Consider the following 14,102-nt stretch of genomic DNA (forward strand, 5'->3'; position numbering starts at 1 on the left):
TTAGTTCTTTTGGGTATTAAAAATCCATTCATCCATAAATAGCCAGGCAGGGTTACCTTTTCCTTGATGCCATTTAGGAATGGCTGTAACATTAGATATTTTGATTTTCATTTTTTTAAGTCTCTTTGAAACTGAAATATTAATATTTTCTAATTTGGTACTGTTACTCTCCTGCTTTTCTATTTTCTTTATTGGTCCTATCGGCATGTAATTAATCCCATCTTCAGAAAAATCTATAGAAATATCTTGAATAGGAAAAATCCATGAATCAGTATTTACTAAATATCCTATATCGATTGATTCTATATACATAACATCATCAAATTCTACAATAGCTATAAATGGTTCTGTAACTCCTAGCCATTCGCCATCTCTAAAATTTAACGTTCCTTTTTCACCATTTACTAAGGTATTCTGACCCTTACCCGGATATTGTTTATTCAAAGCGGTCTCTAAAGCAATACTACGAACATCTACTCCTTTATTAAAGAATGATACATCTATTGCATCACTAGGTTTAAAATCTAAATGAAACGCCTTAAAAGTATATTTACCAGGTTTTGAAATCGAAATTGAGTTCGTATACTTATTTGATGTTTCATCTGGTTCACTTCCATCTGTTGTGTAATAAATTACTGCTTGATCCAAATCTAATAATGCTGTGATCGATGAAGATGAATCTATAATTACACTTTTTGTTTCAATTTTTGGATTTACTAATTGTACATCTTTGGTTTGTACAAAATGATCAGATAAATCACTTTTATTACTATTCTTTTTACAAGAATACATACATAGTAATGCTGCTATCACAAATACACATCTCATACTCTGATTAATTTTATAGGATATGTCTGACCTGAGTTCCATTGCGCTACATACATATTATCGTCTTCATCAATACATACATCATGAGGATGTTGAAATAATTTTATAGTTTGATATAACTCTGCTAATGAATTATTTTTATACAAAGGTTTTGTAGCACCGGGACAAGAAATAACCTCGTTTTTATCATTCATGATTAAAAGAAACCCAGAATTATTTTGGGTTGCTCCTCTAGATTTGAGAACTGCAAAATAAATTTCATCCTTATGAATGACAGGTCGGCAAATAAGTGCGCCAGGAACTTCTATCGAAGACAAATACGTACCATCTAAGCTAAATCTTTTTAATTGATTTTGCTCTCTTGCTGTTACTAAAAGGACAGGAGATTCTTGATTTCTTGCATCTAAACAAATACCATGCGCATTTAAAAATTGATCATTTTCTATTCCCCTGCCTCCAAATATATTTAAGAGTTCCCCTTTATAATTATAATGTAATATAAATTGATTTCCGTAGCCATCGGCCACATAAAAATCTCCATTTTCTAAAATTGTTGTTTCAGTCGGTTTAAATTCTTCTTTGTTTTTATATTTTCCAGTATCTGCAGGATACTCTATAGTCATTACTTCTTTGCCATCTATGGTTGTTTTAATAACCTGATGACGTTCATAATCAGTAATAAATAAAAAATCTTCTCCATTTTCCGTAGAAAGCGTTAATCCGTGACCTCCGGGATATGTCGTGCCCCAAGTTTCTATAAGTTTTCCAGATTTGTCATAGATTATGATATTATTCTTGACATGATTAGTAAGCAATATAATTCTTCCTTTAGAGTCTTGAATAATTTCATGACAGTCTTGAACCGGAACTTTGTTCGCATCTAATTTACCCCAATTCATATCAACTTTATATTGATGTGAATTATGGCCAATAATCAAATCTTTATGATAATCAAAGGAATACGCTCCAGAGTACATTGGTAACGTAAGTACCCCTGCAGAGGCGCATATTGACTTATGTAAAAACTTTCTTCTATTCATGATTTACAATATTATGCTATGAGATCTTTAACTACGTGACCATGAACATCTGTTAACCTAAACCTTCTTCCTTGATGTTTAAAAGTGAATTTGGTATGATCAATTCCCATAAGATGCATTAGTGTAGCCTGAAAATCATGAATATGCACTGGGTCTTTTATGACATTATATCCAAGTTCATCGGTTTCGCCATAAGTAAATCCAGGTTTTACTCCTCCACCAGCCATAAAAACTGTAAATGATCTAGGATGATGATCTCGTCCATAATTTGTGTCTGTTAGTGTTCCTTGGCTATAATTTGTTCTTCCAAACTCACCTCCCCAAATTACCAATGTATCTTCTAACAAGCCTCTTTGTTTTAGATCTAGAATCAAAGCAGCCGAAGCCTGATCCACATCTTTAGCTTGTTTTTCTATTTGTGTTGGAAGATTATCATGTTGATCCCATCCCATATGATATAATTGTACAAATCGTACATCTTTCTCTATTAATCTTCTAGCTAGTATGCAATTGGCAGCATAGGTTCCTGGTATCTGAGAATCTGGACCATACATTCTAAAAATGTGATCTGGTTCATCATCTATATTCATTGTATCCGGAACAGACGTTTGCATGCGATAAGCCATTTCATATTGTGCTATCCTACTATTAATTTCTGGATCTCCAAATTCTGTTTCCTGTTTGTAATTTAACTCACTTAAATAATCCAGCATTTTTCTTCTATCAGATCTAGACATTCCTTCTGGATCTTTAAGAAACAAAACAGGGTCCTTACCAGAACGAAATTGGACTCCTTGATGTAAAGAGCTTAAAAAACCATTACCCCATAACTTAGAATACAGCGGTTGCGCATTAGGTCGACCGGTACCTCTACTTAATAATACAGAAAAAGCAGGTAAATTATTATTCAGGCTTCCTAAACCATAACTCATCCATGACCCTATACTTGGTCTTCCTGATTGTTGAGATCCTGTTTGAAAAAATGTAATTGCAGGATCATGATTTATGGCATCTGTTTGCATAGATTTTACAAAGCACAATTCATCAACAACTTTTGAAACATAGGGCATTAGACTACTCACCCATGCTCTTGATTCTCCATATTGTTTGAATGTAAAATTACTATCGGCCAAAGGGAAACTAGATTGTCCAGACGTCATACCAGTTAATCGTTGGCCTTTTCTAACAGATTCTGGAAGATCTTGCCCTCTCATATCGGTTAGTTTTGGTTTGTAATCAAACAAATCTAATTGCGAAGGTCCCCCACTTTGAAAAAGATAAATCACTCGTTTTGCTTTTGGAGCAAAATGTGGAAGTTTTAAAGAACTAGCTCCTAAATTTAAATCTTTGGCAGTATTTGATGCATTAAACATACTTATTGGATCAATCAACGACCCTAAAGCAACTCCCCCTATACCTAATCCAACCTTCTTTAAAAAGTGTCTTCTATTATTATTATTAAAATGTTTAAATAACTCGCTCATGATCTTTAACTTTTAGTAATGGTTTCATCTAAGTTGAATAACAAACTAGCTAGAGCTGTGTACGCTCTTAGTTCTTTAGGCGGAATATTTTCGGGGATCGTTACGCTTTGTTTTGTAACTTTACTTTCTGTTTTCTTGACAATTTCTGTCTGTCTTTGCTCATTTAAATAGGTAGATAGTTTATTAAGTTCAATTTCGTCTGGACTTCTAGACGTAATCTTCCTGAAAAGAGTTTTTATCTTTTGTTTTTCATCAAAACTATCATTTTCTAATACTTGAATTGCCATTATTGTAGCAGCTTCAATAAACTGAGGGTCATTCATAAGCACTAATGCTTGGAGCGGTGTGCTTGTTTTTTGTCGTTGTACAGTACAGAAATCTCTAGAAGCTGCATCAAAAGTTAACATAGAAGGTGGTGGCACTGTTCGTTTCCAGAAGGTATATAAGCTTCTCCTATACAAGCCTTCTCCTTTATCGGCAATATATTCTGTAAGTCCAACCCCAGAAGTTGTCTCTGCCCATAAACCTTTTGGTTGATAAGGTTTTACACTAGGACCACCAACTTTTTTAACCAACAGTCCACTTGCTAACAATGCATTATCTCTAATAGCTTCTGCAGGCAATTTATAGCGTGATCCTCTTGCTAATAATCGGTTTTCAGGATCTTTTTCTAATAACTCAGGAGTTATTTTAGAATCTTGTTGATACGTTGCGGATAAGGCTATTTTTTTTAATGTACTTTTTATATCCCATCCTTCTTCTTTAAAAGTTACTGCAAGCCAGTCCAATAACTCAGGATGTGTTGGCAAAGCCCCTTGGTTACCAAAATCATCGGCTGTTATAACAATACCTGCTCCAAACATTTGTTGCCATAACCGATTGACCATTACTCTTGCTGTTAATGGATTTTGATCATCAAAAAACCATTGAGACAGTCCTAGTCTATCTTCAGAATATTGATCAGAAAATGGTAGTACCTCATTTGGTAGTGCATATGATACTTCTTCACCTGGGGCATCATAAAGTCCACGTTTTAACAAATGGTTTTTACGTATCCCTTTTTCGTCTTTCATTACCATTAACTTTACTTCGGTGATTGAATCAGGTATATTCACAAATGGTAATTCTGTTTTAATAGTTTTCTGATCTAATGCTACATATGGTTCTGGTATTTCTCCATAGTCTATCTGTCCTTTTTCCTTTAACTGATTAAAAAAACTGTACATACCATAAAATTCCTTTTGCGATATGGGATCATATTTATGATCATGACAACGAGCACACTCCATAGTTAACCCCATAAATGCTTTAGCTGTTGTATTTGCTCGATCCATTACATATTCTACACGGTACTCTTCATCAATTACTCCTCCTTCTTGAGTGATTTTATGATTTCTATTGAAACCTGATGCTACTATTTGTTCTAAAGAAGCATTATCAATCTGATCTCCGGCCAGTTGCCATTTTACAAATTCATCATAAGGTAGATTTTTATTAAAGGCATGTATGACCCAGTCTCGCCAAGGCCACATTATACGTTCTAAATCATCTTGATATCCATGTGTATCTGCATATCTTGCTACTTCCATCCAGTCTAATGCCATACGCTCTCCATAAGCATTAGAATTAAGTAATCTATCAACAACTTTCTCAAATGCTTTTTCAGAAGTATCTTTTATAAAGTTTTCAGTTTCTTCTATTGTTGGTGGCAAACCTGTAAGATCAAAAGATACGCGTCTTATTAACTTTTCTTTACTTGCTATTTCAGACGGTAAAAGTTCTTCATCCTCTAATCGTTTAAGAATAAATTTATCAATTTCATTATTTCCCCATGTTACGTTTTTCACAATAGGTAAAGCTCCTTTAACAGGTACTTTAAATGACCAATGAGAATCCCATTGAGCTCCACTTTCTATCCATTTTTTCAGTACTCCTTTTTCATACTCACTCAATGTCAAATTTGAATCTGGCGGAGGCATTAGTTTGTGATCATCCTGACTATATATTCTTTGAATCATTTCACTATTTTCAACGTCTCCCGGTTTGGCTGCAAATCGATCTTTATTTTCTCCTAAAGGTATATAAGCACCATCTTTAGTATCAAAACGAAGTCCTGCTTCACGAGAACCTTCATCAGGACCATGGCAAGCATAACATTTATCAGAAAGTATTGGTTTTACATGAAAGCTATAACTGATTACTTCTGGTATTTTAGGTATAGCTACTGTTTTAGTTCCTTTTTTACTTGAATTACTATGTTCACTTTTGTTTTCGGTCAACAGTATATATTCTTCATCTTGATTAGAGAACATCCATTTAACAAAAATGGCTGCTATAAAAAAAACTAAAAAATATAGTGCGGCATCTTTCTTTTTCATTGGTTTACATCTTAAGGTTAAACAATTGACATCTTATTTTATCTTAAAATCAGCATTTTTTAATTCATTATTTACCATTGCATTTTTTACTGCAAAATTAAAACCAGGACGTAGGCAATAAGAACCATACTCTCCATTTTTATTTAATGCAATAAATCCTACTTGTAAATATTCTAGGTCTTTATGATTTTTATGTACTTTATAAATTCTCTCAACGACTTCTTTGCATGCTTCATAGGGTGATTTTCCTTGACGCATTAACTCTACAACCATGGCACTACCTGCAGTTCTAATCACAGCTTCTCCTAAACCCGTTGCTGCAGCTGCACCTACCTCATTATCCAAAAACAAACCCGCTCCGATAATTGGAGAATCTCCTACTCTACCATACATTTTCCAAGCAGCACCACTTGTAGTACAAGCTCCAGAAAGATCTCCGTTTTCATCTAATGCCAGCATGCTAATCGTATCATGATTTTCGACATTGATTACAGGTTCATAGTTTGATTTTTGCAACCACTCTTTATATGCTTTTTTGGACTCTGGAGTCAGTAATTCTTCTTTTTCAAACCCTTGTTCTAGTGCAAATTGTAATGCCCCTTCTCCTGTCAACATAATATGAGGTGTTTCTTCCATTACTTTTCTAGCTACAGAAATAGGGTGTTTAATATGTTGTAAAAAAGAAACCGATCCACAATTACTATTATGATCCATAATACAAGCATCAAGAGTAACATTTCCTTCCCGATCAGGAAAACCTCCTAACCCTACAGTCTGCACTTGTGGATTTGCTTCGGCGGTTCGCACTCCTTGTTCTACTGCATCAAGTGCTGTACCTCCTTTAATTAAAACTTTCCAAGCTTCCTTGTTTGCTGGAATACCATGATTCCACGTAGAAATTACTACAGGTTTGATAATTTCTTTTGGTGTTGTATTCTCATTAATTTTGTTTACAGCGATATCCTTATTTTTACATGCTGTAAAACTTAATAGTAAAAGAATAAGGCCATATATACGATTGTGCGTCATGATCAATATATTTTATTACGTTTTGGTAATTCTCCATTTATAAATAGAGAATCGTTTGGAGTATTACTCATTTCAAATTCGAGAGTACCACCTTTCATTATTTCTTTGTGTTCTATATATATATTCTGAAGAGGTTTCCCATTTAATGTGATTTTTTTCACATACTTATTTTGATCTGAAATATTTTTTGCGATACAAGTAAAAGTCCTACCCTTAGACAATACAATTTCTGATTTTTCAAACAATGGCGTGCTTAAGTGATAAATACCTTGTACAGGATTTACTGGATAAAATCCTAATGCATTAAAAACGTACCAAGACGACATTTGTCCACAATCTTCATTACCACAATGTCCGTTTGGTTCATTTTTATATTGTTTTTCTAAAATTTCTCTTGTTAGTTCTTGTGTTTTAGAAGGTTGATTTATATAATTATAGAGATAAGCAACGTGATGACTAGGCTCATTTCCATGGGCATATTGACCTATCATTCCTGTACTAAATATTGGTAATTTGTCCTCTGGTAGAGGATTTAAAGAAAACATAGAATCCAATTTTTGAGAAAACCGTTCTTTTCCTCCTGTTTTTTTAATTAAACCTTCTATGTCATGAGGGACGAACCAATAATACTGCCAAGCATTACTTTCACAAAAATACGGTGTGTATTCTTTAGGAATAAAAGGTGTTATAAACTCTCCTTCTTTATTCTTTGGTTGTAACCATGATCTTTTTTCATTGTAGAGGTTTTTCCAATTTTCTGATCTTTTCAAAAAGTAATTGTAATCTTCTTCTTTTCCCAATTCTTTGGCAAACATTGCAATGCACCAATCGTCATAGGCATATTCCATAGTTTTTGACACTGACCAGTTTTCATGATGTTTGTCGACAGGGATATATCCTGTTTCTCTATACACCTTAATTTGTCTATCGTTAACCATAGCGCTTTTTTTACATGCATTATACGCTACATTGGTATTAAACTTAACCCCTTTAAAATAGGCATCTACAATAACCGGAACCGCATGATACCCAATCATCATATTTGTTTCATTTCCTTGCATGGACCATACTGGTAGTATTCCTGTTTCATTATAATGAGCTAATAATGAATGTATCATATCGGGAACTCGTTCTGGTTGAAGTAATGTATATAAGGGATGTGCTGCTCTAAAAGTATCCCAAAGTGAAAAAGTATCATATCTCTTGTACCCATTCGCTATCGCAATTGTATCATTTGCTCCTTTATATTCTCCCTTAGCATCACTTAATAACGTTGGCGCTAACATAGATTGATACATCATGGTATAAAAAATAGTCTTCTTATTTTCGTTAGAAGTAGTGATTTTGATTTTTTGCAGTTCTTTTTCCCAGGTACTCTGAGCTTTTTTTCTATAAAAATCAAAATTAAAATCACTTGTTTCTGTTAACAATGATGCTTCTGCTCCATCTAAACTAGACGTCGAGAGACCAGTTTTTACTATTATTTGTTCATCTTCTTCTGTATTATAATTAAGTATGATTTTTGTATTCTTACCTCTTACGGGAATAGTGGTAATACTATCATTCTTAAATACTGAATACTTTTCAAAAGGCTTTGAAAACTCCATAACAAAATAGATCCGTTGATCTTTTGCCCAACCTGTCGACATTCTATATCCTCGTATTTTAGAATCACTTACCTTTTCTATATATGTATCAGTTGGATCATCCCAATTAATGGCATACCCAAGGTCTACATGAATGGCCGTAAGTGAATCTTTTGGAAATGTATATCGGTGTATGCCTACGCGTTCTGTTGCCGTAAGCTCTACCTTAATATCATAATCTAACAAATGAACACTGTAATAACCTGGAGCAGCAAGTTCTTGATCATGACTGTACTTAGAAAAAGGTTTAAAGTTATTTTCTTTGATTTTTTTTGAAAAACGACTATTGGTAGGCATTACCAAAACATCGTATAAATCCCCTGCTCCTGTACCTGATAGATGCGTATGCGAAAAACCTGTTAGTATAGAATCTTGATAAAAGTATCCTGAAATTCGGTCCCATCCAGGAATTCCTATATCTGGACTTAATTGAACCATTCCAAAAGGAAGTGTAGCTCCGGGATATGTATTTCCAGGGCCATCAGTACCAAGAAATGTATTGACATATGTTGTTAATGCCTTTTCTGATACGTCATACTCTTTTTGTTTATTTGTACAAGAACAAAAAACAAGTATTCCGGCAATATATACATATAATTTTTTCATCCTGTAACTTTCATCTTGTAAAGGATTTGATAGTTATCAATAAAACTCATTTTTTTGAATTTTTAATTGCTTCAAATTGTTCTTCTGTTATTGCATTACCATCAAAAAAAGAAATTCCTGAAGCTCCATTATTTTTTGCTAGCTCTATTGCTATAGAAACATCTTTTGCACTCATCGGAGGTAAATAAATACCAGTATGTAATTTGGTATTTTTTCCTTTAAGGTCCTCTACACCTTGTCGAGTAGCAAAACCTACCCAATCAACGGTTTCGTTATAAAAGTTATAGTAAATCATTGGCAACACCTCATCTACGTTCCATTTATCCCAACGTTGTCTCACCATATGATCTGCCATTTCTGGATAAGGAAAAACCGCTGCTGTTAATTGTTTCCCATGTTTATGGGCTATATCATAGGCACCATCTACTACCGATTTGATTTCATTTAACCTAAACTGTTTCCATTCAATGTCTATTGCCGGAACTTCAGCTTGCCTAATATCTTTACCATATTGTTGTTCAAACTTATCTACAGCAACTTGAGAGTAATCAAAATCAAAATCTGGTAATTCTTCATTTTGAATTAATTTGTATTTTGGTAATAATCCTATTGGTAAATAAATATCTGGATATCTGATATAATCTAAATGTACGCTTGCTACATCCTTAACTTTAGCTAAACTCTCAACCAAATCCCAGATATGTTGTCGAGCCTGTGGATGACTAGGCGATAACCATTGGTAATAATCTACATAGGGTCTATTATCAAAACAAGACTTACCACTTCTACTCACCATATACCATTCTGGATGTTTTAATGCAATAGCATCATTTGGTCTATTCATTGTAAACATCCAGGCATGTACCTCTAACCCCTCTCTTACAGCCAATGGAGCTATTTTTTCTAAAATCTTGGCATTAGCTTCTGTGTTAATTAATACAGCATCGATTCCATTGTTTTTATATTTCTTAAATTCATCAATATACATTAAGTCTGTTTTTGATGGTTCTGCAGTAATCCAAACCCAATACTTGAATGGTAGTGTTGTATTTGATGTAGCTATCTTTTCTGCTACCACTTCTTTATCTTCTTTTTGTTTAGAGGTGCAACTTATAGCAATAAGTAGACTACATAGATAAATTACGTTAAAAGCTCTCATGTTAATCTTCTTTAGTGATGATTTTACCATCTTCTTTTATAATAAATAAACGTTCTGTAAATGGGCTCGCTATTGTAATATTAAAACCTGTTTGATGATTTTCTATAGTTCGTAAAACCTTTTTATCTTCGATTCGAACATCATTTTGTCCTAGTTCATTAAATGAGGTAGCCCAACGGTTATTATTTTTAAAAAATACTTTTTGTTTTCGGTATAACTGATATAATAATTGTTTTACTTTTTCATCTTTAGGTATTTCGAACACATCCAATTCTCCTACTTTTTTTGAAGAAAAATAAACATATCCCCAGTCTTCTGGTCTATGCATATTTATCACTCCCATTGGAGACCACACCCAATTATATTCGGATTCAAATTTTCCTTTTTGGTCTTTTTTTCTGTAATACTTGTTATTATGAATCTCAAAATCCCAGTTTACTCTCGAAAAGTTCACCCTCCAAAAGATATCTTTAGGTATATTATTCTGGTAATAGGATGTTTTAAAAGCTTTAAATGGAATAGCAATTTCTATAGCCCATCCTTTATCTATATCTTTTGCATTGTTTAGTGTTCCATTAATTTTAACCGCCGATTTAAAACCATTTGCATCCCAATCATTTAATACTGGTGTACCTTCTCTATATGGCTTGGTAATAAATAAGTCCCAAAGCGTATTCAATGCATTTACTTCGAACTCATAGTAATTATGAGTATCATTATCTGGATCGATAAAAATTTCGAAATCATTATTATAAAAAACAATAGTATCTCTTTTCTTCAAATCACCCCATACATGAGGTTCTTTTATCGCTGCAAAAAAATACACAAATTCATGATCCCAAAGCATTTTTACAGAGGTTTCATATTTTGGTATTTTAGTTCCCTCAATATCGATAAAAAGATCTGTTGATTTTGATTTTTCCCAAGATTCCTCAGAAGCTACTCCATCAATAGTGATCTTCTCGCTTGTTTGATACGCTATATATGATTTGGGAGATAAATTTTTAATTGTATTTTGTGAATGACCAGGTATCCCTATAAAAAATAAGAATAGTACATAAAAACCTTTATGATTTATTATGTATTTTAAAATACTATTTCTTATCTCAATCATATCACAAGGTATTTTCTTTAGTAAACTTAATAATTTCACTAATCCTTCCAAAGGCCAACGCTACAACAGTATCTGCTGCTCCATAATAAATAGCCACTTTATCTTGTGCTATATCTTGTAAGGTTGCACAAGGAAATATTACATTTGATACATCTCCAATTTGCTCGTAATCCACAGAAGGCGTTAATAAATATGGTTTTGTTCTATATTTTACTTCATCTGGATTATTTTTATCAAGAATAGCCGCTCCCATTGCATATCTAAAACCGTTGCAAGTATTAATAACACCATGATAAAACATCAACCAGCCATCTTCTGTCAAAAAAGGAACAGAACCAGCTCCTATTTTTGTGCATTGCCAAGCACTATCTTCAAAAGGAGCTACTTGCATAACATTTCTATGTTCACCCCAGTATTTCATATCGGGACTATAACTAATAAAAATATCTCCAAAAGGAGTATGCCCATTATCACTTGGTCTACTTAACATGGCATACTTTCCGTTAATTTTTTCAGGAAACAACACTCCGTTTCTATTGAATGGTAAAAAAGCATTTTCGCATTGAAAAAATTCTTTAAAATCAAAAGTATAGGCTATGCCAATAGTGGGGCCAAAATACCCATTACACCATGTGATCCAATATCGATCCTCGATAAAAGTAACTCTAGGGTCATATTTATAATCTGAGGCAATCATTTTGGTATTTCCTTCTTGCATTTTTATTGGATAATGATCAATATCCCAATGAATCCCATCTATACTAAACCCAGCATAAATATTCATTTGTACTGCTTTATTATCGCATCTAAAAACACCTGCAAATCCATTTTTAAAAGGTACCACCGCACTATTAAAAATACTATTTGACATAGGGATAGCATCTCTGGCTATAATTGGATTTTCTGAATATCTCCAAATAACATCACTACAACCTTTAGGTTTATCTTGCCACGGAATTGCTTTTTGCATATTTAAATAATCACTTAGTTCTTAATTTGTTTAATTTTATCGTACCATGTTCTTTTTAAAATTAAGGATGTTATTAGCATCAGGACTAAGACAATACTTAGATAATAATATTCCTTAATAATTAAATATATAGGCGCCAATACAAATGTCATTTGCCAAACAACTCCAATTATACAATTTAATACATCTTTTCTAAAATCCTCGTTTGGAGTAAATGTTGGGTCATCTTTTTGTAATTCTTTAATAACAGGTTTCCAAAAACCCCAAGGCTTTGTTGTCTTATAGAAGTTTTTTAATACTTTAATATCATCTGGTTTTCCTAAATAAACTCCTAAAATGCAGCCTAAAAAGGATATCACTAGTATAAGCGGAAACAAATAAATATCTGAAGTATCAGTAAAAAGAGTAGGCACAATAGTAGCAGCTATTAAACCAGCCAACATACCACCAAAATACCCATATGAATTAAATCTCCACCAAATCCATTTAAGCATGTTTGCAGCTGCATACCCGCCATACAAAGCCGAAGTTAACCACAATGTTAATGTATTTATAGATGATGCAAAAAAGCCAAACAGCAATCCTATTATAACAATCAGAATAGAAGATAAATAACTAAATCTAATATATGTCTTATTCGAGGCGTTTGGTTTGATATATTTTTTATAGATATCATTTACCAAATATGCGGGAGCAGCATTAATAAAAGCTGCAAATGTCCCCATAAAAGCTGCTAATAACCCTGCTAAAAGTAATCCTTTCAGTCCTACAGGAATAAAGCGTTGAATAGCCAAGGGTAATATAGTTTCAAAATCTATTCCTGAACCTGCTTCTTGCAATTCAGGGCCTAAATATACAAGTCCTAAAATAGCAAATCCTGTAATCATAAGATATCTAGGAATTGATAATACTATAATTGTTAGTCCGCTCATTTTAGAGGCTTCGACTTCATTTTTTGTCGATAAAATTCGTTGCATATCATAGCTTGGAACCGGACCTGCCAAACTTGCAAAAATTCCTTTAAAAATCATCATCATAAATAAAAAACCAAAAAGAGAAAAACCATCTTCTTCTATCTTGGCATTTACACTATCAATATACCCTGTCCAATCTAAATCCAGTTCCATTCCGAAAAATAAATTTTTCCAATTTCCTGGAACTGCATTTGTAATTTGTTCTGCAGAAACCGAAGTAAAAGCAATATAACCTATTACCAAACAAGATACTGTCATTAAAACAAATTGAATCACTTCTGTACCAACAACACTATACATTCCTCCTTTTAAGGTATATATAGTAGTAATAGCAATTATAATTAAGGCATAAGATTGTTCAGAAGAAATTAACACTCCCCCTATTGCAAATGATAGATCCCATGGAAAAAATATAGTAGCAAATTTTCCTATTCCTTCAAAAAAGTATGCTATAAACCCAAGGGTGCTTATAATCGCAAAAACAGTTACAATAATATGAGATAGTCTTGCACCAAGATTTTTTCCAAATCTATACGTGATCCATTGTGCGCCGGTCATAACATTCGAACGTCTTAACCATGCAGCTAGAAAAACCATAATAAAAACTTGATTCCAAACGGGCCATAACCATGGTAACCAAGCACTTTTAAGTCCATAAACAAACATAGCTGTAACGGCCCACATTGTTCCAGAAATATCAAACATTCCAGAAGCATTGGACAATCCTAAATAATACCAAGGAATTTCATTTCCTGCAAGAAAATACGATTTGATATCCTTTGATGCTTTTTTAGAAACATAAAACCCAAAAAGAAGAGTAATAATTATATAACATATTATTATTACAATATCAATGGTAGCTAGATTCATTTAT

Annotated in this window: 10 protein-coding genes; all 10 read right to left on the bottom strand. The window is 33.1% G+C overall.

Annotation, left to right across the window (positions count from 1 at the left end; all coding sequences use genetic code 11):
- The 10 genes from AWE51_RS21300 to AWE51_RS21345 are packed head-to-tail and all read right to left on the bottom strand — an operon-like array spanning position 1 to position 14,098.
- Positions 1-828 (bottom strand): chitobiase/beta-hexosaminidase C-terminal domain-containing protein, encoded by an 828-nt coding sequence (locus tag AWE51_RS21300; RefSeq protein ID WP_066317963.1) that lies wholly within the window; start codon positions 826-828, stop codon positions 1-3.
- Complete coding sequence (locus tag AWE51_RS21305; RefSeq protein ID WP_066317964.1) at positions 825-1,868, bottom strand: NHL repeat-containing protein; 1,044 nt, start codon at positions 1,866-1,868, stop codon at positions 825-827. The genes AWE51_RS21300 and AWE51_RS21305 overlap by 4 nt, the downstream gene beginning before the upstream one ends.
- Before the next feature lie 11 nt (positions 1,869-1,879).
- The gene (locus AWE51_RS21310) at positions 1,880-3,352 is read right to left on the bottom strand and encodes a DUF1501 domain-containing protein (RefSeq protein ID WP_066317966.1); all 1,473 of its coding nucleotides are present in this window, start codon (positions 3,350-3,352) and stop codon (positions 1,880-1,882) included.
- A 5-nt stretch (positions 3,353-3,357) separates the two neighbouring features.
- On the bottom strand, positions 3,358-5,730 hold the full coding sequence (locus AWE51_RS21315) for a PSD1 and planctomycete cytochrome C domain-containing protein (RefSeq protein ID WP_066317968.1): 2,373 nt from the start codon (positions 5,728-5,730) through the stop codon (positions 3,358-3,360).
- 33 nt (positions 5,731-5,763) lie between these two features.
- Complete coding sequence (locus tag AWE51_RS21320; protein WP_066317970.1) at positions 5,764-6,759, bottom strand: isoaspartyl peptidase/L-asparaginase family protein; 996 nt, start codon at positions 6,757-6,759, stop codon at positions 5,764-5,766.
- A 2-nt stretch (positions 6,760-6,761) separates the two neighbouring features.
- Complete coding sequence (locus tag AWE51_RS21325; protein ID WP_066317971.1) at positions 6,762-9,011, bottom strand: GH92 family glycosyl hydrolase; 2,250 nt, start codon at positions 9,009-9,011, stop codon at positions 6,762-6,764.
- Between the two features lie 46 nt (positions 9,012-9,057).
- Positions 9,058-10,170, bottom strand: a complete 1,113-nt coding sequence (locus AWE51_RS21330; RefSeq protein ID WP_066318944.1) for a family 10 glycosylhydrolase — start codon at positions 10,168-10,170, stop codon at positions 9,058-9,060.
- 1 nt (position 10,171) lies between these two features.
- A complete protein-coding gene (locus AWE51_RS21335; RefSeq protein ID WP_066317972.1) occupies positions 10,172-11,284 on the bottom strand; it encodes a carbohydrate-binding family 9-like protein in 1,113 nt (370 codons plus the stop codon).
- 1 nt (position 11,285) lies between these two features.
- Positions 11,286-12,254, bottom strand: a complete 969-nt coding sequence (locus AWE51_RS21340) for a glycoside hydrolase family 130 protein (protein ID WP_066317973.1) — start codon at positions 12,252-12,254, stop codon at positions 11,286-11,288.
- A gap of 14 nt (positions 12,255-12,268) precedes the next feature.
- The gene (locus tag AWE51_RS21345; RefSeq protein WP_066317974.1) at positions 12,269-14,098 is read right to left on the bottom strand and encodes a sodium:solute symporter family protein; all 1,830 of its coding nucleotides are present in this window, start codon (positions 14,096-14,098) and stop codon (positions 12,269-12,271) included.
- Positions 14,099-14,102: the final 4 nt, after the last annotated feature.

Source organism: Aquimarina aggregata (assembly GCF_001632745.1).
GTDB classification, from domain to species: Bacteria; Bacteroidota; Bacteroidia; order Flavobacteriales; family Flavobacteriaceae; genus Aquimarina; species Aquimarina aggregata.